This is a genomic window from Kitasatospora sp. NPDC101155, from assembly GCF_044768305.1.
Lineage (GTDB): Bacteria > Actinomycetota > Actinomycetes > Streptomycetales > Streptomycetaceae > Kitasatospora.
Genome location: NZ_JBIWPN010000002.1, coordinates 148,690 through 173,083, shown reverse-complemented (window position 1 = coordinate 173,083; position 24,394 = coordinate 148,690). Strand labels below are relative to the sequence as shown.

Annotated in this window: 24 protein-coding genes; 12 read left to right on the top strand and 12 right to left on the bottom strand. The window is 72.6% G+C overall.

Annotated elements, in window-relative coordinates; translation table 11 throughout:
- Window positions 1-88 precede the first annotated feature (88 nt).
- From ACIRYZ_RS03305 to ACIRYZ_RS03275, 7 genes are all read left to right on the top strand, one after another.
- On the top strand, window positions 89-1,108 hold the full coding sequence (locus ACIRYZ_RS03305; RefSeq protein WP_393024495.1) for a sugar ABC transporter substrate-binding protein: 1,020 nt from the start codon (window positions 89-91) through the stop codon (window positions 1,106-1,108).
- Window positions 1,105-2,151 carry an ABC transporter permease gene (locus ACIRYZ_RS03300; RefSeq protein ID WP_402938867.1) on the top strand — a complete coding sequence of 349 codons (1,047 nt, stop codon included), beginning with the start codon at window positions 1,105-1,107 and terminating at the stop codon, window positions 2,149-2,151. The genes ACIRYZ_RS03305 and ACIRYZ_RS03300 overlap by 4 nt, the downstream gene beginning before the upstream one ends.
- The gene (locus tag ACIRYZ_RS03295) at window positions 2,148-3,032 is read left to right on the top strand and encodes an ATP-binding cassette domain-containing protein (RefSeq protein ID WP_402938865.1); all 885 of its coding nucleotides are present in this window, start codon (window positions 2,148-2,150) and stop codon (window positions 3,030-3,032) included. Before ACIRYZ_RS03300 ends, ACIRYZ_RS03295 begins: the two co-directional genes overlap by 4 nt.
- Entirely contained in the window at window positions 3,029-4,135 is a 1,107-nt protein-coding gene (locus tag ACIRYZ_RS03290; protein ID WP_402938862.1) for an ROK family glucokinase, read from the top strand. Before ACIRYZ_RS03295 ends, ACIRYZ_RS03290 begins: the two co-directional genes overlap by 4 nt.
- A 302-nt stretch (window positions 4,136-4,437) precedes the next feature.
- Window positions 4,438-6,225: a gamma-glutamyltransferase gene (gene ggt, locus ACIRYZ_RS03285; protein WP_402938860.1), complete on the top strand. Its 1,788-nt coding sequence runs from the start codon at window positions 4,438-4,440 to the stop codon at window positions 6,223-6,225.
- A 100-nt stretch (window positions 6,226-6,325) separates the two neighbouring features.
- The gene (locus ACIRYZ_RS03280; RefSeq protein WP_402938857.1) at window positions 6,326-7,129 is read left to right on the top strand and encodes an exodeoxyribonuclease III; all 804 of its coding nucleotides are present in this window, start codon (window positions 6,326-6,328) and stop codon (window positions 7,127-7,129) included.
- Between the two features lie 163 nt (window positions 7,130-7,292).
- Window positions 7,293-7,880: a hypothetical protein gene (locus ACIRYZ_RS03275; RefSeq protein ID WP_402938854.1), complete on the top strand. Its 588-nt coding sequence runs from the start codon at window positions 7,293-7,295 to the stop codon at window positions 7,878-7,880.
- A gap of 71 nt (window positions 7,881-7,951) precedes the next feature.
- Here the strand turns inward: ACIRYZ_RS03275 and ACIRYZ_RS03270 are convergent, their stop codons facing one another.
- Complete coding sequence (locus ACIRYZ_RS03270) at window positions 7,952-8,659, bottom strand: lysoplasmalogenase (RefSeq protein WP_402938851.1); 708 nt, start codon at window positions 8,657-8,659, stop codon at window positions 7,952-7,954.
- 232 nt (window positions 8,660-8,891) lie between these two features.
- Between ACIRYZ_RS03270 and ACIRYZ_RS03265 the strand changes: the two genes are divergently transcribed.
- Window positions 8,892-10,688, top strand: a complete 1,797-nt coding sequence (locus ACIRYZ_RS03265; protein ID WP_402938848.1) for a DUF2398 family protein — start codon at window positions 8,892-8,894, stop codon at window positions 10,686-10,688.
- A 374-nt stretch (window positions 10,689-11,062) separates the two neighbouring features.
- Here ACIRYZ_RS03265 and ACIRYZ_RS03260 read toward each other — a convergent pair whose 3' ends face one another.
- The 3 genes from ACIRYZ_RS03260 to ACIRYZ_RS03250 all read right to left on the bottom strand — a co-directional run bounded on the left by ACIRYZ_RS03260 (window position 11,063) and on the right by ACIRYZ_RS03250 (window position 12,806).
- Complete coding sequence (locus ACIRYZ_RS03260; protein WP_402938845.1) at window positions 11,063-11,248, bottom strand: hypothetical protein; 186 nt, start codon at window positions 11,246-11,248, stop codon at window positions 11,063-11,065.
- A 364-nt stretch (window positions 11,249-11,612) separates the two neighbouring features.
- Window positions 11,613-11,984, bottom strand: coding sequence for a MerR family transcriptional regulator (locus tag ACIRYZ_RS03255; protein ID WP_402938842.1), 372 nt, complete (start codon window positions 11,982-11,984; stop codon window positions 11,613-11,615).
- Between the two features lie 42 nt (window positions 11,985-12,026).
- Entirely contained in the window at window positions 12,027-12,806 is a 780-nt protein-coding gene (locus ACIRYZ_RS03250; protein WP_402938840.1) for an alpha/beta fold hydrolase, read from the bottom strand.
- Window positions 12,807-13,018: 212 nt separating this feature from the next.
- On the opposite strand from ACIRYZ_RS03250, the gene ACIRYZ_RS03245 reads away from it, so the two are divergent.
- Window positions 13,019-14,230, top strand: a complete 1,212-nt coding sequence (locus ACIRYZ_RS03245) for a sulfite oxidase (protein WP_402938837.1) — start codon at window positions 13,019-13,021, stop codon at window positions 14,228-14,230.
- A gap of 79 nt (window positions 14,231-14,309) precedes the next feature.
- On the opposite strand, the gene ACIRYZ_RS03240 is transcribed toward ACIRYZ_RS03245, so the two are convergent.
- Both ACIRYZ_RS03240 and ACIRYZ_RS03235 read right to left on the bottom strand, forming a co-directional pair.
- On the bottom strand, window positions 14,310-14,960 hold the full coding sequence (locus ACIRYZ_RS03240) for a TetR/AcrR family transcriptional regulator (RefSeq protein ID WP_387615530.1): 651 nt from the start codon (window positions 14,958-14,960) through the stop codon (window positions 14,310-14,312).
- Window positions 14,961-15,060: 100 nt separating this feature from the next.
- Window positions 15,061-15,969 carry an acyl-CoA thioesterase gene (locus ACIRYZ_RS03235; RefSeq protein WP_402938834.1) on the bottom strand — a complete coding sequence of 303 codons (909 nt, stop codon included), beginning with the start codon at window positions 15,967-15,969 and terminating at the stop codon, window positions 15,061-15,063.
- 126 nt (window positions 15,970-16,095) lie between these two features.
- On the opposite strand from ACIRYZ_RS03235, the gene ACIRYZ_RS03230 reads away from it, so the two are divergent.
- On the top strand, window positions 16,096-16,257 hold the full coding sequence (locus tag ACIRYZ_RS03230; RefSeq protein WP_402938832.1) for a hypothetical protein: 162 nt from the start codon (window positions 16,096-16,098) through the stop codon (window positions 16,255-16,257).
- Between the two features lie 126 nt (window positions 16,258-16,383).
- Here ACIRYZ_RS03230 and ACIRYZ_RS03225 read toward each other — a convergent pair whose 3' ends face one another.
- From ACIRYZ_RS03225 to ACIRYZ_RS03200, 6 genes are all read right to left on the bottom strand, one after another.
- The gene (locus tag ACIRYZ_RS03225; RefSeq protein WP_402938829.1) at window positions 16,384-17,619 is read right to left on the bottom strand and encodes a serine hydrolase domain-containing protein; all 1,236 of its coding nucleotides are present in this window, start codon (window positions 17,617-17,619) and stop codon (window positions 16,384-16,386) included.
- 281 nt (window positions 17,620-17,900) lie between these two features.
- Window positions 17,901-19,007, bottom strand: a complete 1,107-nt coding sequence (locus tag ACIRYZ_RS03220; RefSeq protein ID WP_402938826.1) for a sensor histidine kinase — start codon at window positions 19,005-19,007, stop codon at window positions 17,901-17,903.
- Window positions 19,000-19,695: a response regulator transcription factor gene (locus ACIRYZ_RS03215; RefSeq protein WP_402938823.1), complete on the bottom strand. Its 696-nt coding sequence runs from the start codon at window positions 19,693-19,695 to the stop codon at window positions 19,000-19,002. The genes ACIRYZ_RS03220 and ACIRYZ_RS03215 overlap by 8 nt, the downstream gene beginning before the upstream one ends.
- 313 nt (window positions 19,696-20,008) lie before the next feature.
- The gene (locus tag ACIRYZ_RS03210) at window positions 20,009-21,229 is read right to left on the bottom strand and encodes an MBL fold metallo-hydrolase (RefSeq protein ID WP_402939504.1); all 1,221 of its coding nucleotides are present in this window, start codon (window positions 21,227-21,229) and stop codon (window positions 20,009-20,011) included.
- A 284-nt stretch (window positions 21,230-21,513) separates the two neighbouring features.
- Window positions 21,514-21,966, bottom strand: coding sequence for a MaoC family dehydratase (locus ACIRYZ_RS03205; RefSeq protein WP_380614796.1), 453 nt, complete (start codon window positions 21,964-21,966; stop codon window positions 21,514-21,516).
- Window positions 21,967-22,151: 185 nt separating this feature from the next.
- Entirely contained in the window at window positions 22,152-22,610 is a 459-nt protein-coding gene (locus ACIRYZ_RS03200) for a pyridoxamine 5'-phosphate oxidase family protein (protein ID WP_402938820.1), read from the bottom strand.
- Between the two features lie 142 nt (window positions 22,611-22,752).
- On the opposite strand from ACIRYZ_RS03200, the gene ACIRYZ_RS03195 reads away from it, so the two are divergent.
- Window positions 22,753-23,604 (top strand): hypothetical protein, encoded by an 852-nt coding sequence (locus ACIRYZ_RS03195; RefSeq protein ID WP_402938818.1) that lies wholly within the window; start codon window positions 22,753-22,755, stop codon window positions 23,602-23,604.
- Between the two features lie 136 nt (window positions 23,605-23,740).
- Window positions 23,741-24,364 carry a hypothetical protein gene (locus tag ACIRYZ_RS03190; RefSeq protein ID WP_402938816.1) on the top strand — a complete coding sequence of 208 codons (624 nt, stop codon included), beginning with the start codon at window positions 23,741-23,743 and terminating at the stop codon, window positions 24,362-24,364.
- Window positions 24,365-24,394: the final 30 nt, after the last annotated feature.

Here is a 24,394-nt window from a genome sequence, read left to right as displayed (position 1 = left end):
TCCCCCGGGGCACCTTACCTCCCGCGCGGTGCGCGCCGCTGGGCGAGGCGGTGCGATCGCCCGCGGCCGGGCCAGAGAGACTATGGGGATGAGCACAACCCGCTTTCGCCCGTCCCGCCGCTTCTGGCCCGTGTGCGCCGTCCTGGCCCTCGCGGTCACCGCGGCCGGTTGCAGCAGTACCGGAGGCAGACGCGCCGAGGAGGCCCGCGCCAAGGCCGCGGCCGCCGGTGGCAGCGCCGTCACCACCCCGCGCTGGAAGGTCGCCATGGTGACCCACGCCGGCGCCGGCGACGCGTTCTGGGACAGCGTGCGCAAGGGCGCCGAGCAGGCCGCCGCCAAGGACAACATCACCTTCCTGTACTCCAACGACGCGCAGACCCAGAACCAGGTCCAGCTCGTCCAGGCCGCCATCGACCAGAAGGTCGACGGCCTGCTGGTCACCCTCGCCAAGGGCGACGCCATGGCCGACGTCCTCGGCAAGGCCAAGGCGGCCGGCATCCCCGTGATCACCATCAACTCCGGCCAGGAGTTCTCCGCCAAGTTCGGCGCGCTCACCCACATCGGCCAGGACGAGACCACGGCCGGCCAGGCGGCCGGCGCGGAGCTGGCCTCCCGCGGCCGCAAGAACGTGCTGTGCGTGATCCACGAGCAGGGCAACGTCGGCCAGGAGCAGCGCTGCTCCGGCGCCCAGTCCAAGGCCGGCGCCGCCTTCCAGGTGCTCTACGTCAACGGCGTCGACATGCCCGACGCCCGCGCCGCGATCTCCGCCAAGCTGCAGTCCGACCCGGACATCGACACCGTGCTCACCCTCTCCGGCCCGATGGCCGCCACCGGGCTGCAGGCCATCCAGGACACCCACCGGAACGTCGAGCTGGACACCTTCGACCTCGGCCAGCAGGTGGTGGCCGGCCTCAAGTCCGGCAGCGTCGGCTTCGCCGTCGACCAGCAGCCCTACCTCCAGGGCTACGAGGGCGTCGACCTGCTCTGGCTGTACAAGTCCAACCTGGACATGCTCGGCGGCGGCAAGCCCGTCGCGACCGGCCCGCAGATCCTGACCAAGGACAACGCCGACGCGCTCGCCGAGTACGTCGCGAGGGGGACCAGGTGAGCACCCCCGACCTCCTCGCCCGGGACGGCCTGCTCCAGGACCGCCCGGCGGCCCTGCGACGGATCCTCGCCCGCCCGGAGCTCGGCTCGCTGATTGCCGCCGTCGCGGTGTTCGCGGTCTTCGCCACCACCGCCGAGCCCTTCCTGCGGGTCTCCTCGCTCGGCACCGTGCTCTACGCGGCGTCCACCATCGGGATCATGGCCGTACCGGTCTCGCTGCTGATGATCGGCGGCGAGTTCGACCTGTCGGCCGGCGTCCTGGGCACCACCGCCGCGCTGACCTCCTCGATGGTCTCGTACCAGTTCACCGCGGTCACCTGGGTCGGCGTCCTGGTCTCGCTGGTGACCACGCTGGCGGTCGGCTGGTTCAACGGCTGGATGCTCGGCCGCACCAAGCTGCCCAGCTTCATCGTCACCCTGGGCACCTTCCTGATGCTGACCGGCGCCAACCTGGGCGTCACCAAGGCGATCTCCGGAACGGTCTCCACCAAGTCGATCGCGGACATGCAGGGCTTCGAGTCCTGCCGCTGGCTGTTCGCCTCCGAGGTCACCGTCGGCGGACTGACCGTCAAGGCCACCGTCTGGTGGTGGCTCGGCCTGCTCGCGGTCGGCAGCTGGGTGCTGCTGCGCACCCGCTTCGGCAACTGGATCTTCGCCGTCGGCGGCGACGCGGCCGCCGCCCGCGCGGTCGGCGTGCCGGTGGCCCGGACCAAGACGGTGCTCTACCTGGGCGTCGGCTTCGGCGCCTGGGTGCTCGGGCAGCACCTGCTGTTCTCCTTCGACACCGTGCAGTCCGGCGAGGGCGTCGGCAACGAGCTGATCTACATCGTCGCGGCGGTCATCGGCGGCTGCCTGATCACCGGCGGCTACGGCTCGGTGGTCGGCTCCGCACTCGGTGCGCTGATCTTCGGGATGGCCAGCAAGGGGATCATCTACGCCCAGTGGAACCCGGACTGGTTCAAGTTCTTCCTCGGCGCGATGCTGCTGCTGGCCGCGCTGCTCAACGCCTACGTCAAGCGCCGGGCGGAACGGGGGCCGCGATGACTGCCGAACTCTCCCTGGGCGGCGAGCTTCTGTCTCTGGAAGGCGTCGGCAAGACCTACGGGACGGTCCGGGCGCTGCAGGACGTCTCGCTGACCCTGCGGGCCGGCGAGATCAGCTGCGTGCTGGGCGACAACGGGGCCGGCAAGTCCACCCTGATCAAGATCATCGCCGGGCTGCACCAGCACGACGAGGGCCGCTACACCGTCGGTGGTGAGGAAGTCCGCCTCGACTCCCCGCGCCAGGCCCTGGACCGCGGCATCGCCACCGTCTACCAGGACCTCGCGGTCGTCCCGCTGATGCCGGTCTGGCGCAACTTCTTCCTCGGCTCCGAGCGGGGCATGCGCCGCTGGGGCGGCCTGCGGCTGGACGCCGACGGCATGCGGGCCACCACCCGCGAGGCGCTCGCCCGGATGGGCATCGACCTGCACGACGTCGACCGGCCGATCGGCACCCTCTCCGGGGGCCAGCGCCAGTGCGTGGCGATCGCCCGCGCCGTGCACTTCGGCGCCAAGGTTCTCATCCTGGACGAGCCGACCGCGGCGCTCGGCGTCAAGCAGTCCGGGGTGGTGCTCAAGTACGTCACCGCGGCCCGCGACGCCGGGCTCGGGGTCGTCCTGATCACCCACAACCCGCACCACGCCTACCTGGTCGGGGACCACTTCACCCTGCTCAAGCGGGGGCGGATGGCCGGCAGCCACCCGCGTGCCGAGATCGGCCTGGAGCAGCTCACCACCGAGATGGCGGGCGGCTCCGACCTCGCCGAGCTCTCGCACGAGCTGGCCCGGCCGGGTTCCGCCGAGCCCCGCATCGGCCCCGATTCCCGTGATCTCCGTGATTCCAGTGACCCCCGAGATTCCCGTGAGGAGCGTCCGCAGCCGTGACCAGCCCCCAAGGCAGCACCCGGCCGGCCGTCCTGCCCACCCTGCTCGGCCTCGGCCCGCGCGCCGAGCGCCGGCGCCGCGCCCTGCCCGCGGGGATACTGCGGCTGCCCACCATCGGCGTCGACATCGGCGGCACCAAGGTCGTCGCGGGAGTCGTCGACGGTGAGGGCAAGGTGCTGGAGAAGCTGCGCACCGACACCCCCCACAAGAGCAAGAGCCCCAAGATCGTCGAGGACGTCATCGTCGAGCTGGTGCTGCAGCTCGCCGACCGGCACGACGTCCACGCGGTCGGCATCGGCGCGGCCGGCTGGGTCGACGCCGACCGTTCCCGGGTGCTCTTCGCCCCGCACCTCAACTGGCGCAACGAGCCGCTCCAGCAGGTGCTCAGCGAGCGGCTGCGCTTCCCGGTGATCGTGGAGAACGACGCCAACGCGGCCGCCTGGGCCGAGTGGCGCTTCGGCGCGGGGCGCGGCGAGGACCACATGGTGATGCTCACCCTGGGCACCGGCATCGGCGGCGCGGTGGTCCGGGACGGCTACGTCGACCGGGGCAAGTTCGGCCTGGCGGGCGAGTTCGGGCACATGCAGGTGGTGCCCGGCGGCCACCGCTGCCCGTGCGGCAACCGGGGCTGCTGGGAGCAGTACTCCTCCGGCAACGCGCTGGTACGGGACGCCCGTGAGCTGGTCGCCGAGGAGTCCCCGGTGGTGCAGCCGCTGCTCGCGCGGGCGGGCGGCACGGTCGAGGGCATCACCGGGCCGTTGGTCACGGAGGCCGCCCAGGACGGCGACCCGACCGCGACCGAGCTGCTCTACGAGGTCGGCACCTGGCTGGGCGTGGGCATCGCCAACCTGGCCGCCGCCCTGGACCCGGGCCGCTTCGTCATCGGCGGAGGCGTCTCCGAGGCCGGCGACCTCCTCATCGGGCCGGCCCGCGACACCTTCCGCCGCACCCTCACCGGCCGCGGATTCCGCCCCGAGGCCACCATCGTCCACGCCGCGCTCGGCAACGAGGCCGGGCTCGTCGGCGCCGCCGACCTGGCCCGTCAGGTCGCCCGCCGCTTCCGCACCATCAAGCGGCGGCGGGTGGAGCGCAGCACGCTGTAGCTGTGGAGGCGGGGCGCCTCGGGGTGGGGCGGCGCGGCGCCGGCTGCGGGTCCGGCCAGGGCCCCGGGGCGGCCCTGGCGGGGGACAACTTTCAGCTGACAGATTTCAGCGAACAGATTTCGTTTTCTGTTTGCTGAAATCTGTCGGCTCTTCGCTGTTCCCCGGCGTTCCGCCGCCGCGGCGCCCGCCGTCCTGCCGTCCACCGCCGCGTCAACTACCCGTTGGTAGTGGCACGGTGCGGTTGTCGGATCACTCCTCCTGTGGAACAACTGATGAGTTGACGTCGACCCAGGAGGACTCGGATGAGGGCTCTGACCCGTCTCGCGCCACAACTGCTGCTCGCCACCGCCCTGGTGTGCGCCACCACCGGGCCGGCCGGGGCCGCGGCGCCGCCGACGAAGGCGCCCGAGGCGGTGGGGTGGGGAGGAGCGGTGTCCAGCGTGGACGCCGACGCCACCGCGGCCGGGATCGAGGTGCTGCGCAAGGGCGGGAACGCGGTGGACGCGGCGGTCGCGGCCGCGGCGGCGCTCGGGGTGACCGAGCCGTACTCGTCCGGGGTCGGCGGTGGCGGGTACTTCGTCTACTACGACCACGCCACCGGCCGGGTGCACACCATCGACGGCCGCGAGGTGGCCGGCCGTACCGCCGACAGCGGGCTGTTCCTGGAGGACGGCAAGCCGCTCGCCTTCGCCGACGCCGTCACCAGCGGCCTGTCCGTCGGCGTCCCCGGCACCCCCGCCACCTGGGATTCCGCCCTGCGCCAGTGGGGCACCCGCTCGCTCGCCCAGAACCTCGAACCCGCCGAGCGGATCGCCGAGAACGGCTTCGTCGTCGACGACACCTTCCGTGGCCAGACGGCCGACAACTACGACCGGTTCAAGGACTTCCCGGCCACCGCCAAGCTCTACCTGCCCGGCGGCAAGCCCCCCGAGGCCGGCACCGTCCTGCGCAACCCCGACCTCGCCGCCACCTACCGGCTGCTCGCCAAGGACGGCGTGAAGGCCTTCTACCAGGGCGAGTTGGCCAAGGACATCGTCAACACCGTGCAACACCCGCCGGTCGACCCGGCCTCGGGCCGCAACGCCCGTCCCGGGAAGGTCGACACCGCCGACCTGTCCGCCTACCAGGTCCGCCGCCAGGAGCCCACCCACGTCGCGTACCGCGACTACGACGTCTACTCGATGGCCCCCTCCAGCTCCGGCGGCACCACCGTCGGCGAGGCGCTCCACATCCTGGAGGACGGCGACCTCTCGACCGACAGCAGCACGCAGTACTACCACCACTTCCTGGACGCCTCCCGGATCGCCTTCGCCGACCGCAACCGCTGGGTCGGCGACCCGGCCTTCAGCGACGTTCCGACCAGGCAACTGCTCTCCGAGCGCTACGCCGCCTCTCGGGCCTGCCTGATCAGCCCCGACCGCGCCCTCACCAGCCCGCTCGCCCCCGGCGACCCGCGCCACCCGGCCGACTGCGCCGACACCGGCCAGGCCGTCGCCGAGCCGTACGAGGGCCCCAACACCACCCACCTGACGGTCGCCGACCGCTGGGGCGACATCGTCTCGTACACCCTCACCATCGAGCAGACCGGCGGCAGCGGCATGACCGTCCCCGGCCGGGGCTTCCTGCTGAACAACGAGCTGACCGACTTCGACTTCGCCCCGCTCACCGCGGGCGTCCCCGACCCCAACCTGCCCGGCCCGGGCAAGCGGCCGCGCTCCTCGATGTCCCCGACCATCGTGCTGCGCGACGGCGAGCCGCTGCTGGCCACCGGCAGCCCGGGCGGCGCGACCATCATCACCACCACCCTGCAGGTGCTGCTCGGGCGCCTCGACCGCGGCCTGAGCCTGGAGCAGGCCATCGCCGCACCGCGCGCCAGCCAGCGCAACACCGTCGCCACCCAGGCCGAGCCCGGCTTCCTGGCACTGCCCGAGCGGTCCGAGCTGGAGGGCCTCGGGCACCAGTTCACGTCCGTGGCCGAGATAGGCGCAGCCACGGGCGTGGAGCGGCTGCCGGACGGCCGCTGGGTGGCCGCCGCCGAACCGGTGCGGCGCGGCGGCGGCTCGGCCGCGGTGGTCCGACCCGCGGGCTGATCGGATCGGCCTGTCGGAGGCGGGCGGTATGTTCGGGGTGGGCCTCCTCGGGGGCCCACCCCCGTCCGTACCGACCGAACCACCGGGAAGGCCGCCCGCCGTGACCGTCCGCATCGCCACCTGGAACATCAACTCCGTCACCGCGCGGCTGCCCAAGCTCCTGGCATGGCTGGAGAGCGCCAAGCCCGACGTGCTCTGCCTCCAGGAGCTCAAGTGCGCGGCCGACGTCTTCCCGTACGACGAGGTCCGTGAGCTCGGCTACGAGACGGCCGCGCACGGCACGGGCCGGTGGAACGGCGTCGCCATCGTCTCCCGGCTCGGCCTGGAGGACGTCGTGCGCGGCCTGCCCGACCAGCCCGGCTTCCTCGCCGACGGCGCCCTGCTGCCCGACGTCGAGCCGCGCGCCATCGCGGCCACCTGTGGCCCGGTCCGGGTCTGGTCGGTCTACGTGCCCAACGGCCGGGAGGTCGGCCACGCGCACTACCACTACAAGCTGGAGTGGCTGGAGGCGCTGCGCAAGGCCGCCGCCGAGGACGCGGCCGGCCCGCGCCCCTTCGCCGTCCTCGGGGACTTCAACATCGCCCCCACCGACGAGGACGTCTACGACGTCGCCGCCTTCGAGGGCCTCACCCACGTCACCCCCACCGAGCGCGCCGCGCTGGAGGCGCTCGACGGGATCGGCCTGCACGACGTGCTGCCGCGCCCGCTCAAGTACGACCGCCCCTACACCTACTGGGACTATCGCCAGCTGGCCTTCCCGAAGAACCGGGGCATGCGGATCGACCTCACCTATGCCAACAAGCCCTTCGTCGACGCCGTCACCGACAGCTACGTGGACCGCGAGGCCCGCAAGGGCAAGGGCACCTCGGACCACGCCCCGGTCGTGGTGGACCTCGACCTCTGAGTCACGAGAATCACGCTGGGTGACGGGCTGTCGCTCGAACGGTCCTGAGCGGTGGCCGAGCGTGGAGTGCCTTCCTACCGTCGGTGAATGACCGGGTGCAGTTGAAACACCACGTGGACATGGGAGTCCCCCGGCTGCGCCCGAGAATCCCGGAGGTTCCGGCATGCGCCCCATGCGTACGGCCGCCGCCGCCCTGATCGGTGCGACGGTACTGACCGGTCTGACGGCCCCCCTCGCCTCAGCCAGGGACGGCGCGGCCTCAGTCAGCCCGTCCCGGGCCGCACCGGGCCAGACCGTGACGGTCACGGTCTCCTGCGAGAAGTCGGACAAGCCCGACGCCAAGACCGTCACCGCGCACTCCGCCGCCTTCGAGGGCGGCCCCGCGACGCTCACCCTGGGCGCGGACGGCAAGCACACCGGTTCCGCCCGGCTGGCCTCCCAGCACCAGGGGGACAGCAAGGTCGACGGCACCTGTCCGAACGGCAGCGCCTTCTCGACCGGCGTCACGGTCACCACCGTGGCGGACGCCAGCCCCGACAAGGGGCTCGGCGAGTGGGGCAAGGCCGCGGGGGAGTGGGCCGGCTCGCTCGGCCAGTCCGGCGTCGGCAGCCAGCAGGTCGCCCCGAACGGCGCGGTGAATTCCGGCCTCGGCGGTTCGGTCGCGGGCAACCCGGGGGAGCTGGCCGGCGGTCTGGCGCTGGTCGTGGGCGGTGTCGGCGGCTTCTGGCTGCTCCGGAGGCGTGGCGCCTGACGGCCCTCGCCTCCTTCGCGTTGCCGCGTCGCACCGCCGGCCCCTGACGGGACCGGCGGTGCGGTGCTGCGTCAGAGGGCCGCCCGCTCCTGCCGCTCCTCGTGCTGGAGGATGCCGCTGGCCAGCAGGTACTGGGCCAGGACGTATGTCGCCATGATCCAGAACTGATGCCCCGGCAGCTCGCGCCACTTCGCCAGCTGGGTGGCGATCAGCGTGTCGGACAGCAGGAACAGCGCCCCGCCCAACCCGGTCCGCCAGCCCAGCCCGGTCGAGGAGACGGCCGTCGAGGTGAGCAGCAGGCTGTAGCCGGCCACCGGGACCTTCAGCTCCCCGAGGTCCGGCCAGAGCTGACTGACCAGGCCCACCCAGGCCGTCGCGTACGCGGCCGCGACCACCAGTGTGCGACGGCGGTCGGTGAGCGCCCCGCGCTGGACGAACATCGTCACGTAACAGACGTGTGCGGCGGCGAAGGAGCCCATGCCGGCCAGGAACGCGGGGTCGTTCTTCAGCTGCAGCAGTACGTCCCCGCCCGCGCTCGCCAGCAGCGCCGGCGCCAGCAGCTTCGGTGCCTGCCGCCCGGCCGTCGTGGCCGCCGTCACGCTGTGCGCGGCCAGCAGCGGCATCAGGGCGGGCTTGGTGGCGTTCTGCACCACCGAGGCCCCGGACAGGATCGAGCCCAGGTGCGTCGCCGAGGCGGCCGCGAAGCCGCCGAGCAGGCCGGTGGCCGAACGCAGGCGCTCGCCGAGGCCGGTGGCACGGGTGGTCGTACGGATACTCATGCGGCTGCTGCCTCCGGAGTCACTCGGGTGGGGGATCCACCGACCCTAAGGGAGCCGACCGGGCCGGGGAACAGCAGGTTACCGGTGCGTAACCCGGGCCGGGTGCGGCGGATGACGGGACGCCCGGGTAGCGGAGGGCGCGCGGCCGCTTCGAGGGCTCTTGCGGAGAGTTGCTCAGGAGAGCGGTTGGTGCCACCGGGTGACCCGGTCACCGACTAGTCTGGATCCCGACATGGAGCAGCAGGAGTACGCGGTCGGCGCCACCCGGGTGGCCGTCGGCAGGCCGGACGGACGCACGGGCGGGGCAGGACGGGGAGCCGCCGACGCCGTCCTCGCCGTACGCGAAGCCGGCTCCCCGCGGGGCTCCTCACCGGGCTCTTCGACGGACCTCTCGTCGGGCGCTTCGCCGGACGCCTTGCCGGCCTCCGAGCCGGACTTCGATCCCGCCGATGCTGACGCGCTACCTGAGCCCGCCCCCGAGGGCGGTGCTGACGGCCCGCAGGCGGTCGGAGAGGTCCTCTCGCCCGACCCGGGACTGCTGCGGCTCGCCCACTGGTTCGCCGCCGCCACCCCCGGCACCGCGGACGACCTGTGCACCGCCTCCTTCGGCCTCTACCCCGCCCGCCACCTCGGCTCCCCCGCCGAGCCCGCCGACCCCGGCATCAGCTGGTGGCACGGCCCGACCGCCCACGGCGCCACCGTCCCGCGTGCCCGTGAGGCCCGGACCGACGGCGGCCTGCGCCGCGCCCGGCGCGACGAGGCCGCACTGCCCGTCGTCCGGTCAGGCGCCAAGCCGGGCAGGCCCGGCAGGCACCGCAAGCCGGAGCGGCTCCGGGCGCCCGCGGGCGCGACCGCCGGCTCGCAGGATCGTTCCGACGCGGAGCTCCCGGACGCCGAACGCCGTATCGCCGCCCGGCTGCTGCTCGCCCACCCGCTGGTCACCGCCTCCGGCCCGCACGCCGACGGTTTCCCGCTGATCCGTCGTCACCGCGACTGGCTCATCGAACGCTTCGACACCCTGCTCGGCTACCGCCTGGTCGTCGGCCCCTGGCACGCCCGGCTCTGCAAGGCGGGCCTCGGCCCCGGTGCCGCCCGCCGCCTCGAACACCCCGCCACCGGCGCCCCGTTCACCCCGGCCGGCTACGCCCAACTCGCGCTCGCCCTCGCGCTGTTGGTCGACGCCCCCCGGCAACTCCGGTACGGGCGACTGCTCGACGCGATGCGCGCCGCCGCGCCCGAACTCGCCGCCGCGCCCGCCGACCTCGCGCTGGCGCTCGCCGCGCTCGCCAGCTGGCAGGTGCTCGGCGAACTGCCGTCCGACCCGGCCGACTCCGCCTTCGTGCTGACCGTCGACCGCGAACTCGCCCGCGCCGTTCCGGCCGGTCCGCCCGCCCTCGCCGACGACGCCGCCGACCTCATCCGCCGCGCCGCCGAGGCCGAGCCCGCCACCGCCGTCCGCCGCCTCCTCGCCGAGACGCCCGCCGTCCTCGCCGCCGACCTCCCCGAGGACCGGCGTAGCTGGCTGCAGGAGCACCGGCTCAGCGGCCCGGCCGCGCTCGCCGACTTCCTCGGCCTGGAGACCGAACTGCGGGCCGAGGGCGTCGCCCTGCTCGACCCGGCCGCCGAACTCACCGACCTCGCCCTCCCCGGTACCGGCACCCTCGCCCAGGCCGCCCTGCTACTGGTCGAGCGCCTGGTCGAGGAGGTCCGCCCGCTGCCCGGCGAGACCGCCGAGGGCGACGTCCCGATCGCGGACGCCCTGATAGACGGCGTCCTCGGCGACATCACCGACGAGTACGGCCTCCCCACCCACTACCTCGCCGACCGCACCGCCCTCCGCCGCGACGCCCTCGACCTCCTCCACCGCCTCGGCCTCATCACCCCCACCCCCCGCACCACCTGGCTCCTCCGTCCCCCGGCCGCCCGCTACGCCCCGGCGCCCGACCTCCACCCCACCCCCGGCACCGGCCGCCACTCCCGCCCGGCCACCCCACCCCCGGCGGCGGCACGCGCGGAGCAGCGGGCGTAGCAGAAGCCGGAACCGCCCGCCCGCCCGTGCGGGCAGGAGCGGGGCGCAGGGCAGCGTGAGGCGGCCGCAGTCGGTGCTCCTCCCGCGTGCGGCACGTGTCCCCGGCGAGACGGCGGTGCTCGCGCGGAAAGTCGACCGGGCCGACTTCTCGCGCTTCGCGCTTGCTGCCCCGGCCAAGGTGAACCGCAGGAAGTCGACCGGGCCGCCCCGAGTCGGTGGCCCGGGAAGCAGCGGGCCGAGAAGAGTCCGCCGTCGACCACCGGTTCGGTGCCCCGGCGGTCGGTGGCGACCGCCGGTAGGGCCGTCGAGCCTGCCGGGGGCGGGAACGCGAAAGCACCGCGTCCGGGGTGGATGGCGGTGCTGGGTGGGGCCGGCTACTTGCTGGCGGTGGTGGCGGCGGCGGCGAGGGGGCCGTGCTGGAGGGTCTCGACCGTGGCGCCGACACCGAGGGTGCCGAGGGCGATGGAGGCGAGGACGGCGGTGCAGGCGAGGAGGCGGCGGTGGCGCTGGGGGAGGGGGAAGCGCGGTTCCTGGTAGGGCGCCTGAGGGCTGGCGTTCATGACAGGAAGGCTCTCAGGGCGGTGTGAACGGTCGGTACGCGCGGGTGAAGTCCGGACGGGGGTTGGGCGTCGGTTGGCCGCATACGCCCCACCCGGCCGGCGGATGGGGCGTATGCGCTGGTCAGCGGGGTCGTCCGAGTTCGGTGAAGGCCTCGCCGACGGCGACCCGTACGGCGACCCGTACGGCGCGATCCGTACGGCGTCGCGGAGGTCGTGGGCGCGGTGGAGGCGCGAGGGCCGGCGGCCGGGTCCACGCGGAGTCGGTCAGCGGGGTGGCAACCGTCGGGGCGTGGTAGCGGCCACCTTCACGCCGTGGTGAATCCCGGTGGGGGTCCACGTCCCGTCAGGTCGTCGAAAGGGAGCGTCAGGCCGCCTGATGCTCGCTCGGCTGGTGCGTGGCGGCGAGGTAGCGGGAGAGGGCCCGGCGGCTGCGGGTGAGGTCGTCGATCCGGGCGTCCAGGTCGGCGAGTTCGCCGCGCAGGGTGGCGACCAGGTTCGGGCAGGCCTCCAGCACAGGTATCGGGCCGGTGGCGCAGGGCAGCAGTTCGGCGATGACCCGGGTGGACAGTCCGGCCGCGAGCAGGCTGCGGATCTGCCACACCCGTACGGTGTCCTCCTCGCCGTACTCCCGGTAGCCGGCCGTGGTGCGGGCGGGCCGGAGCAGGCCCTGCTCCTCGTAGTAGCGGAGCAGGCGGGTGGACACCCCGGTCAGGCGGGCGAGTTCTCCGATGCGCATGATCGGGCAACGCGGCCGGTGGGCGGGGTGTTCCCACCTGTCTCAGGCCTTCACGAACTCCAGCATCACGTCGCGCAGTTGGGGCAGCGCGTCGATCGTCGGCAGGTGTCCGCCAGGGAGTTCGACGAAGCGGGCGCCGGGGATGCCAGAGGCCAGCAGGCGGTGCTGGGACGGCTGGACGAGCATGTCCTCGGCGGTGCCGACGACGGTCGTCGGGACGGCGATCGCGGCCAGCTCCTCGCGCACGTCGACCCGGGCGGCGAGCCGGAACTGCTGCCGGAAGCCCGCGGGCAGCGGGGACTTGAGCGCCTCCTCCAGCTCCGCGCGCTGCTCGGCGGGCAGCGCGTCCACCCAGCTGTGGCCGAAGACGACGGTGAGCATCAGCCGGGCGAGGTCGGCCGGCCGGTCCTCAAGCGCGACCATCAGCTCCGAGAGCATGCTCAGCCGCGCCGAGCCGCCGGCCACGCCCGCGAGCAGCAGCAGCGAGCGGACCCGCTCGGGGTGGCGGGTGGCGATCCGGGCCGCGACGGCCGCGCCCAGCGAGAAGCCGGCCAGGTCGAAGGTGGACAGGCCCTCCTCGTCGGCGGCGGCGACCAGCCGCTCGGCGAGCTCGTCGAGGGTGGGCTCGCCGGGCTCGTACGGGCTGTCGCCGGAGCCGGGGTAGTCGGGGGCGACGACGGTGCGGTGCGCGGCGAGGTCGGGCAGCAGCGGGCCCCAGTTGTCCCGGGCGCTGCCCGCGGCGCCGTGGGCGAGCAGCAGACCGGGGCCGGAGCCCTGGACGATCCGGGCGAGCGGGGCGAACGGCGTGCTGGTGGACGGCATGAGGGCCTCCTCGGTGGGGCGGACGGGATCGCGTGGGATTGCTCCGACAACGGGAACGCTAGGAGTTCACACCGGTGAGAAGGTCAAGTGGAGGATCACGGCGGCCGCTCGGGCGGAGACCGGGCGGGAAGTCCGGTCGGCGTTCGTGGTTACGTGACGCGCCGGAGCGCCTACGCTGAGGGAAGGAGCGCCATCCGGACAGTGCCGTCCGGATGCCGCCGCGCTCCGCCGCCGGGGCGCTCACCGTGCCCGCGTCGGCCGCGCCGGTGTTCGCCCCGGGCCGCGCGGCTGCCGAGGAGGTGCCCAGGCCCGTGCCCGGAATCGTCAAACCGCTTCCTGCCGAGTGGTTCGTCCCGCACGACACCAACGCCGAGATGCGCTGGGACGCGCTGCGCGACGCCGACGGCAAGGCCGTGATCGGCCGCCATGTGCCGACGGAACGGTTCTTCGTCCGCAACCACACCGGTACCCCGCTGATCGATCCGGACCGCTGGCGGCTGAGGCTGTTCGGCAGCGGCCTGCGCGGCGCCCCGACGGCCGGTCGGGCGGTCGAGTTCGCCCTGGAGGACCTGCGGGCGCTGCCGTCGACCAGGATCGACGCGCTGATCGAGTGCGCCGGCAACGGGCGCAGCTACTACCGCAGCCAGCAGCACCAGAGCGTGCCCGGCACGCCGTGGAGGCTCGGCGGCATCGGCTCGGCGAGCTGGCGCGGGGTCCGGCTGGCCGAGCTGCTGCGGGCGGCCGGGCTGACCGACGACGCGGTGGACCTGTTGCCGGTCGGCCTGGACCCGGACTACGTGGTCGGCGGCGAGAACTACGGCCCGGTGCGCCGCCCGCTGCCGGTCGCCAAGGCGCTGGACGACGTACTGCTCGCCTACGAGATGAACGACGAGCCGCTGACCCCCGACCACGGCGCGCCGGCCCGGCTGGTGGTGCCCGGCTGGGTGGGCATCGCCTCGATCAAGTGGGTCGGCAGCATCGAGGTGGCCGACCACCCGCTCCAGTCGCCGTGGAACACCGACTTCTACCGGATGTTCGGCCCGGACTACCCGCCCGGCGGTGGCGCCCCGCTCAGCACCCAGCTGGTCAAGTCGGCCTTCGAACTGGCCGTCGGCGCGGTGCTGGCGGCCGGGCGCGAGCATCGGCTGCACGGGCGGTCCTGGTCCGGCGCCGCCCCGGTGGACCGGGTCGAGGTGAGCACCGACGGCGGCCGGACCTGGCGGCCCGCCGAGCTGCGGGAGGAGCCGCGCGCCGACAACTGGACGCGCTGGAGCGTCGACTGGCGCCCCGAGCGGCCCGGCCCGTACGAGCTGCGCGCCCGCGCGACGGACCGCCTCGGCGGCGGCCAGCCGGAGCGGGCGCCGTTCAACCGGGAGGGCTACCTGTTCGGCGCGGTGGTGGCGCACCCGGTGACGGTGGTCTGACCGCGGCGGCCTGGGTCCACGGTGCTCTGGGCCAACGGTGCTCTGGGCCAACGGTGGTCTGAGCCCGCGTGCCCGGGGCTCAGCCGGTGGACTGGACCTCGTACGGGGCCGGGTAGTGGGTCTCGTACGGGTTCAGCACCAGCCGCACCACGTCCTCCAGCCGCCGTCGGGCGTCCCCGAGAGTGGTGCGGCCGGTCACCCAGGCGGTCAGCTCCCCCTGCCAGGCGTGCGCGACGATGTGCCGCACCAGGTCGCTGGCCGCCGCCGGCACCTCGGCCGTCACCGCCTGCAGGGCCGCGCTGTCGGCCCGGGCCATCCCCTGCAGGGCCTCGCTGGCGAACGGGTCGGTGGAGGCGGCGACGGCCACCCGCAGGCGCGCCAGCTCGGGTTGCCGCTGGTAGGCCCGCATCCCGCCCCGGACGAACCGGACCGCCCGGTCGGTGGCCCCCAGCCCGGCGCGGGGTCCGCGCAGCTCGGCCACCAGGTCGGCCAGCAGCAGGCGGTGCCACTCGGCGATCGCCGCCGCCAGGAGGTGGTCCTTCGAGGAGAAGTAGCGGTACGCCGTCCCCAGGGCGACTCCGGACCGCTCGCAGACCTGCTTCATCTGCAGCCGCTCGACGCCGATCTCGTTCACCAGGGCGAGCGCGGCCGCGATCAGGCTTTCGCGGCGTTCGAGCTGACGCGGAGACATCGCCTCCACCGGCCGTGGTGACAGGTCAACCTTGGTCACCCGCACCATGATACGGGCCGGGGCCGCTCAGGAGTATGACGCCGACCGGCCCCCTTCCGTTCGCCCGGTGGCCACCGCGGTGTCCGGGGGCCCGCGCCGGCTAGGACAGCCTGCGGATCAGCGCTTCCTGGACGGCCGAGGCGACCAGTCGGCCGTCCCGGTCGTAGAACTCGCCGAGCGACAGGCCCCGGCCGTCCGAGGCGGACGGGCTGCGCTGGGCGAACAGCAGCCATTCGTCGGCCCGGAACGGGCGGTGGAACCACATCGCGTGGTCCAGCGAGGCCATCAGCAGCCGGGGCGGCTCGGTGCGCTGGAAGAAGTTGGGCTGCTCGTGCAGCCCGGCGGTGGAGGCCAGGGTGAGGTCCGACAGGTAGGTGAGCGCGCAGGTGTGCAGCAGCGGGTCGTCGACCGGGAAGGGGGTGGCGATGCGTACCCAGACGAACTGCTGCGGCATCCCCGGGACGGCCGGCGGCACGCCCGGGGCGTCCGCCGGGACGAAGCGCAGTTCGAGGTCGCGGAAGCCGTCGGAGGCCTTGATCGCGGCGCGCAGCTCCTCGTCCCATTGTGAGAAGGCGTCGGGCAGGGTCTCCGGGGCGGGCACCGGCGGCATCTCGCGGTGGCGCTCGCCGGTCGGCTCGGGGCGCTTGAAGGAGGCGGTGAGGCTGAAGATCTCGTTCCGGTCCTGCACCGCGCGGACCCGGCGGGTGGCGTAGGTGAGGCCCTCGCGCAGCCGCTCGACCTCGTAGTCGATCGGCCGGGTCGGGTTGCCGGGCAGCAGGAAGTAGCTGTGCAGCGAGTGCACCGCGCGCTGTCCGTCGCAGGTGCGTCCGGCGGCGGCGAGGGCCTGGGCGGCGACGTGGCCGCCGAAGGCGCGCATCGGGGCCCCGGCGTGGCAGTGCCCCCGGAACGTGTTCTCATCCAGCTGCTCGATCTCCAGCAGCTCGGCGAACTGGGCGGCCGGGCGGGGCGCCTGCTCGGTCGGGATCTGCTGTTCGGTCAGGTCGGTCACCGGGCCATAGTGGCAGAAGCCAACCGTGTGGCGGTGTGACCTGGGTAACGCTTTCGACGGATAGAACGTGTTTCACTCCACGGTGACCCCGACGGGCTGTCAGGCCCGTCACCCAGCGTGCTCCGCATGGCGCAATCCGCACACGCGTACGCCTATCTGCGTCCGTCGGCCGTCCTGGACGGCGCCGCCGGCCGGAGCCTCGACCTGGCCACCTCCGGCGGCGTCATCCCGTCGACTCCTTCCGGCGCCGCCGCAGTAAATTCGGCATTTACTGCGGCGTCACCCTGACGAGCCATCAGACAGTGGAAGTCCGATAAGCCGACCTCGAAACGGAACCGCCGATGGCGCCCTGCGCGTGCCCGGCACACCGGGCTGGAGGAGATCCCCTCTCTCCGTGTCTGCCGCCGGACCGTTTCAGCCACCACCCCCGTCGCCGGGCGAAGCCCCGGTGACGGCCTGTATCTCCCGCCCGGTGATCTCCTGCGGCGGCAGGCCGTCGCAGTTGCCGAGGACTACGCCGACCCAGCCGGTGTACGGGTAGATGTTCCAGTTGGCGCTGACACCGGGGTTGCCACCGCCGCGCCCGAAGACCCACTGGCCGTTGACGATGTGGACCGGCATGTCGTAGGCCCCGAACGACGAACCACCGTGGGGGATCTTGGCTCCGGTGAGCAACTCGGCCCAGGGCCGGTCCAGCACCGTGCCGTCGCCCAGCGCGCGCGCGAACCGGACCAGATCCGGCGCGGTGGCGAAGCCGCCGACCCCGGGGGCATCGATGAAGCCGCGGCCCGGGTTCTTGCCGAGTACGTCCGGGTGCGGGCTGCCCTTGTCCAGATTGCGGACCGCGTCCACCTGGCTGCCGTCGGCCAGCGTCATGTACGGGTGCGCGATGTGCTCGTCGGTGAGCCACTGCGGCCTGGTGTGGAACGCCGAGCCGGTCATGCCGCAGCGTCCGAAGATGTTCTCCTGCACGTAGTCCCAGTACGTCTTGCCGCTCACGGCCTCCACGATCAACGCGGGGATGCCGACATCGGCGCCGGAGTGGCTGGTGCGAGTGCCGGGGACAGCCACCAGCTCGGACTGCCGGACCCACTGCTCGTAGTACCCGTACACCTCCTCCCGGCTCTGGAAGACGCGTTGCACGTCCTCGTCCGGGGTGCTCAGCCCGGAGGTGCCGGAGAGCAGGTGGTGGATGGTCACCTGCTCGGCGATGTCCTTGGCGAAGCCCTTCAGGTGGGTGCCCACCGTGTCCGACAGGCTCAGCCCGCCCTGCTGTGCCAGCTGCAAGATGGCCACCGCGCCGAACGGCATGCCCGCCGAGCTGAGGCTGAACGCGATGCCTTCGTGATTGCGAATCCCCTTCTCCCTGTCGGCCATGCCGTAGCTGCGGGACAGCACCGTCCTGCCTCGGTGCGACAACAGCACCACGCCGGAGAACTTCCCCTCGGCGGCCAGCTTCGCCAGGTACTGGTCGTAGGCTCCGCCGGGACGGGTGGCCGGTGGGATGTCGGAGTCGGTCGCGGCCGGGTCGGCGCGGCCGGGTCGGGCGCCCACCAGCGGCGCGCCGGCCGCCACCACGCCGGCGGCCGCCAACCCGCCCCACCCGAGCAGCCGCCGCCGATTGATACCACGTACGGAATCCGAGTCCATGATCACGGTCCTTTCCTGATCGACAAATCGACCGTTGCAGGTCTACCGGCGACCGCTATCGGCAATCGATCACCCACCCATGTGGTCCCCGTGCCTCCACTGAAGACGGAAGGCTGTTGCGGTGGCGTATGCGGTTTTCGATACGCCCGCGATACACCGAATCCCCGGCATCAAGGAACTGGCGCATGCCGGCAGTGCGATGGTCAGGACGAGTTCGCCGTCACGCCCGCCCACCTGCCCCCACCGTGAACGCCCTCTCCCTCGCGGAGCCGATCAACGATCTAGTGGGCACCACTCGGGGGCGATGCCTGCGGCGTGCCGGGAAGTCGAATCGTGACGAGGAGACCGCCGGTGGGGCGGGGTGCGAGGTCGACGGTCCCGTCGTGTGCCCGGACGATGCTGTGCACGATGGCCAGCCCGAGGCCGACCCCGACATGTTCGTCGGTGCGTGTGCGTTCCGTTCCGCGTTGGAAGGGTTCGGTGAGGGTCGGTAGGAGTTCCGCCGGGACCCTCTGGCCAGTGTTCTCGACCCGCAGCACGCTCGCGTCGTGCTGCGATTCGGTGTGGACCGTTACGGTGCCGCCGGAGGGGAGGTTGTGGACGATGGCGTTCTGGACGAGGTTGGTCACCATCCGCAGAACGAGCGCCGCAGAGCCGGGGGTCTGTGCCTTCTCGCCGGTGACGTCGAGCGTGATCTGGCGCTTTTCGGCGAGGGGAAGCAGCGTTTCGGTGGCTTCTTCGGCGATGAGGGACAGGTCGACGGGCTCGCGGGTGAAGCTCTTGCGGTCGGCGCGGCTGAGCAGCAGGAGGGCCTCGGTGAGGTCGATCGCCCGCGTGTTGACGGTGTGGAGGCGTTCGATGATTTCGCCCTGATCCCGCGTGGGGTCGTTGCGGGCGAGGTCGAGGAGTGTCTTCGAGATCGCCAGTGGGGTGCGCAGTTCGTGGGAGGCGTTCGCGGCGAATCGTTGCTGTTCGGTGACGTGGGATTCGAGTTGTTCGAGCATGATGTCGAACGCGTCGGCGAGTTCGCGGAATTCGTCTCGGGGACCTTGCATGCGGACCCGGTGGGACAGTGATCCGTTCGCGGCCATCCGTGTCGCGTCTGTGATCCGTGTGAGTGGTGCGAGCATCCGGCCGGCGAGGATCCATCCCCCCAGGAGGCCGAACGCCAGCAGAAAGGCCAGTGCTATGGCCGCGGCGGGGGCGAACACGCGCACGAGGAGGTAGCGGTTGGGTGCGACCCCGAGAAGGCCCTGGGGGCTGTCGGGTACGTAGCGCAGCAGGAACACCCACACCACGGCCAGCAGGAGAGTGCCGGCGATGAGGAGGAATCCGGCGTAGCTGATGGTGAGTTTCAGGCGGGCGCTGAGCCCTGGGCGCCTATTCATGAGTGCTGCCAGGGTGGGTGGTGTCCATGCCGGTGTCGATTCGGTAGCCGACGCCGGGCACCGTGGCGATGAGCCATGGTTCGCCGAGTCGTTTGCGCAGGGCGGAGACGGTGATGCGGACGGCGTTGGTGAAGGGGTCGGCGTTGGCGTCCCAGGCCCGCTCCAAGAGTTCTTCGGCGCTGACGACACCGCCTTCGGCGGCGACGAGGACTTCGAGCACGGCGAACTGCTTCCGGGTGAGCGCGACGTAGCGTCCGTCACGGAAGACCTGCCGACGGAAGGGGTCCAGCCGCAGGCCCGCGATCTCGCTGACCGGGGGTCGGGCGTGCGCGCGTCTGCGGTCCAGCGCCCGCAGCCGCATGACGAGCTCCCGGAGCTCGAACGGTTTGGTGAGGTAGTCATCGGCGCCGAGCTCGAACCCGGACGCCTTGTCGTCGATCCGGTCGGCAGCGGTGAGCATGAGGATCGGGATGCCGCTGCCGGAGGCGACGATTCGTCGGGCGATCTCGTCGCCGGAGGGGCCGGGGATGTCGCGGTCGAGGACCGCAAGGTCGTAGGAGTTGACGCTGAGCAGTTCCAGAGCGGAGTTGCCGTCGCCGGCGATGTCGGCGGCGATCGCTTCCCGCCGCAGACCGTCCCGGACGGCTTCGGCCAGGTAGGGCTCGTCCTCCACGATCAACACGCGCATACCTGGAGCCTAAGCAGCACGGCATATCGCCGACATATGCTTCTTCAGCGCTACATCGCACCACCCGCGCCTGACACCGCACCACGAAAAGCGGCGCCCGAAGCCATAAGAGGTGGCTTCGGGCGGCGCTTCGGCTGTAGGGCCGCAGAAGCGGTCACGCGAACAGTTGGAGAAGCCGGCTGAAGTTGCGGTACTTGCCGCCGTCGCAGAAGAGGATGTCGGGCTCGCTCTCGGGCATCCAGCACGACGTGCACAGACCGCTACGGCGGACCTGGCGGTTGGCGTGCGGCTGACAGCTGTCGGCGAACAGATTTCAGATGACAGAGTTTGAAATCTGTTCGCTGAAACCTGTCGTCGGTTCGCGCATCTCTGTCCGTGCTTCCGTCCGTGCCCCTGTCCGCGCCGCCGTCTGCGCTTCGGCGGTGACCAGCGGCTCGATGCCACGCGGGGCCGCCGCCACCGCGCGCCACCAGAGCCGCAGCGCCGGCGGGTCGGCGGGTTCGAAGGGCTTGCCGGGGCGGGGCACCACGAGGCGGGCGCCGAGGATCTGGGCAGCGGTGACGACGCGCTCGGCGGGTTCCTCCCACGGGTGGGTCGCCAGGTTGAAGGTGCACCAGTGGATCGGCAGCAGCAGTTCGCCGCCCAGGTCCAGGTGCGCCCGGACGCCCTCCTCGGGGGACATGTGCACCTCGGGCCAGAACTCGCTGTACGCGCCGACCTGCATCATCGTCGCGTCGAACGGTCCGAGCCGGCGCCCGATCTCCGCGAAGCCCGGGAAGTAGCCGGTGTCCCCGCTGTGGAAGATCCGGTGCCCGCCGCCCGCGACCACCCAGGACGACCACAGGAACAGCGTGCTGGTGCGCGGCCCGCGGCTGCAGTAGTGCCGGGCCGGCGTGGCGGTCAGGGTCAGCCCGGCGACCTCGGCCGACTCCCACCAGTCCAGCTCGACGATCCGCGCCGTCGGCACCCCCCAGTGCTCCAGGTGCGCCCCGACCCCCAGCGGTACGGCGAACGCCGCGCCGCTGCCGATCAGTGCCCGCACGGTGGCCATGTCGAGGTGGTCGTAGTGGTCGTGTGAGACCACCACCACGTCCACCGGCCCGAGTTCGGACAGCGGCAGCGGTACCGGGTGCATCCGCTTGGGCCCGGTCCAGGCGAACGGGGAGCAGCGCTCGCCCCAGACCGGGTCGATCAGGACGCGCCGCCCGCCGATCTCGGCGAGCACCGTGGCGTGCCCGAGCCAGGTGAGCCGCAGCCCGGACTCCGGTGGCGTGGACAGGTCGACCGGCAGCAGCCGGTGCACCGGCACGGCGGCGGTCGGCGACCGGCGGGTCTTGTTCCCGGTCAGCTGGGCGCGGGCGATCTCCAGCGGGCTCCGCTCGTACACCAGGCGGCGGGTCGGCACCGGGTTGCGGAAGGCTCCGTCGACGAACTGGGGCGAGCGGCGGATCCGGGCCAGCCGCTCGCCTCGGGGCTCGGCCCCGAAGGCGTCGGTCCGGACCCGGTGCCAGGCCGCGCGGGGGAGTCCGGCCAGGCCCGGGACGGCGCGGTCGGCGGCCGGCCCGGCGGACGGCGGGACGAGCTGTGAAATCAGACCGGCGAGGCGGGAGAACCACGGGACGGGGCGGGGCACGGCTCCTCCAGGGACGGTCACGGCTACCGGGCATGCCGGGGCGCGCACCCAAGGGGCAGATGAGGCCACTGCGGTACGACAACCATCTCGTCGGAGACTACGCTCCGTGCGCCGTCCGGACCTGGTGGAGAGTCCCGCACGGTCCAATCGGCGTACTCGACGCGGGTCGCGGTACCGCGCCGGCGCTACGCGTAGAAACGGGTGATCGCCTCCGCGACGCAGTGCGGCTTGGCGCTTCGCTCACTCGTGATGGTGAACCGGACCACCGCCTGGACCCCGCCCGGCACCTCGGTGGCCGAGATCAGCTCGGCGGTGGCCCGGATCGCCGTACCCACCGGCACCGGAGCCGGGAAGCGCACCTTGTCCGAGCCGTAGTTCAGCGCCATCCGCACGCCCTCGACGCCGTAGCACTCCTTGGCCAGCACCGGGATCATCGACTGGGTCAGGTAACCGTGCGCGATGGTCGAGCCGAACTGGCTCTCCTTCGCCCGCTCCGGGTCCACGTGGATCCACTGGTGGTCCCCGGTCGCCTCGGCGAACAGGTCGATCTGCCGCTGGTCGATGGTGTGCCACTCGCTGGTGCCCAGTTCGGTGCCGACGGCGGCGGTCAGTTCGGCGAGGGAGGCGAAGGTCGTCACGGTGCGCTCCTGGAAGGGGACGGGCCCGGCAAGGGGTCAGGACGCCGGAAGCGTATGCCTACCCACCGGTTCCTGTCAGGAGCCGACGACGAGAGGACCGACGACAGAGCACTGACGACGGCAGAGCACTGATACGAGTGCACCGGTGACGAGTGCACCGACGACGAGAGGAAGGAGGGGAGGGCTCAGGGCCGCAGCGCCGTACGCCCCAGCGGGCCCGACCCCCGCGAGCCCTGCCCGGTCGGGAACAGTCGCCGCCCGCTGACCAGCTCCGGCACCAACGCGATGAACAGCGGCTCCGGGTCCCCCACCCACGGCCGCCGCCCGGAGCGCAGCACCCGCCGCACCTGCTCCGGGTCGCTCACCGCGTCGGCCCGCCCGTGCACCAGCACGCTCCATCCGGTGCGGGTGACCGGGTCCAGCAGGTCCGCCTGGAAGGCCACCACCGAGCCGTCAACCCCGCGCGCGGTGGCACTTCCCCGGCGCACGGCGAGCACCAGCCGCCCGTCCAGGACCTCGAAGGAGACCGGCAGCACGGCCGGCAGTGCGTGCTCGGTGTACACCACGCGCCCGACGGGCACGGTGCTGAGCAGCCGCAGGCTCTCGGCCTCGCTCAGGGTCTCCACACGGTCCTCACGCTCCATGCGTCCGATCGTCCTCCGGTCGGTACGCGCGTCGATAGGGCCCATGGTCCCTGAGCGGACGGGCCGGGAGCCCCCTCGGCGGCCGCCCGGAGCGGTAGCCTGCCCGGCGGGTGGAGGAATGGTGGAGGAGGGGGGCGGACGAATGGCCGGCGGGGTCGATCTGGTGGTGATCGGGGCGGACGGCGGGCCGGACCGGGCGTACGGCGGTTCGGCGCGCGCGTCGGAGGGGGCCCGGTTGCTGACCGAGGTGCTGCCCGGGATGTGCTTCGACACCGGCGCGGCCGGCTGCCGGGTCGTCGGTACGGCGCCGGACGCGGACGCCAATGCGATGCTCACCGCCGTCCGGAACGCGGCCCAGCAGCCGGGCCGCTGGCTGGTGGTCTGCCTGGTCGGCCAGCTGGTCGCCGACCCGCGCGGGCGCCGGCTCGCCCTGGTCACCGGCGGCAGCACCGCCGCCAACGCCTACCGGCGCGGCCTGGCCTGGGACTGGGTGGTCAGCGCGATGGTGCACGGTGACCACGAGGAGGCGCTGTTGCTGGTCGATGCGGTGGCCGACCGGGACACCTGGGCGGCGCTGGAGCGCGGCGGCGAGGACAGCGCGGGTGAACTGCTCAGCTACTCCCGGGTTCCGTTGTGGGGCCGGATCGGCCGCTACAGTCCGGGCAGACGCGGCCGGGACGCCGTACTGCCGGGCGGCGAGGGCTCGTTCAGCCGGGCGCTCACCACCGTCCTGCGCCACGGCGTCCCGGGTGCCCCCGCGGCCGTCGCCCCGCTGGACCTCCAGCCCGCCGTCGCCGGGTTGCTGGACGGGGGAGAGCCGGCCGGTAGTTCGGGTGCGCCGGTCGCGCGCCTGCTCGTTCCGCCGCGCAGTGGACGCCTGTTGATGCGCAATCGGGCCGCGGTTCGGGGCGCATTGGCCGGATTGTCGCTTTCCGAAGAACTGTTGGCCGTTCTGTGGCGGGAAAGCGCCCCGACGGAACCGCCTTCCGCGTAAGGTCAGGGGGCCTGAGGTGTTGCCGTGATGGGGTGGGTTGGCGAAGAATCGATCCCCAGCGGAAACACCCGTGGGACGGCGGAATTCTCCTGGCGGCCGTGGATCACGGATCGGCTCGGTCGCGACGAGGTGGGCGATGCGGCAGCGCGGAAATGTGTTGCGTCCTGGGGCGGTTGTGGTCGGTGGGGCGGTTCTGGTGTTGCTGCTCGGTGCTTGTGCGAGCGGTGGTGCCGACGGTTCCGTCGATCGTCTCGGGTCGCCTGCGGCCACTGTTGCGGGAGTGAACCCGTTAACCCCTTCGGGTGGTTCGGTAAACGCCTCGATCGCGCCGACCGACGGTCCGGAAGGGGCCCGGGGCCGACTGGCCTTGAGGACATATCAGGACTGGTGGCAGGCTCAGGCCGAGGCTTTCGGGCGTACGGATTCGGACGGTTCCGCGCTTGAGGCGTACTCCTCCGGGCGGGCCCTGTCCGACACCCTGGTCGGCCTCCGTCAACTCCACGACGCCAAACTGGTGATGACCGGAACGCCGCGGAATTCGGCCGTGGTGAAGACCATTGACCTGAAAGCCGATCCGCAGGCCGCCGTGATCGAGGACTGCGTCGACCTCTCGGACTGGCACCGCGTCGACGCCGTCACCCGCACCGCAAAGGAACCGGCCGACCGGTTGAACCGCTATGTCGCGACCGCTTCCCTGCGATGGTTCCAAGCGCACTGGCTGATCTACGACTTCAAGCGGGAGGTGGACCGGACATGCTGAACTCGCGGAAACCGGCCCGGCGATTCGCGG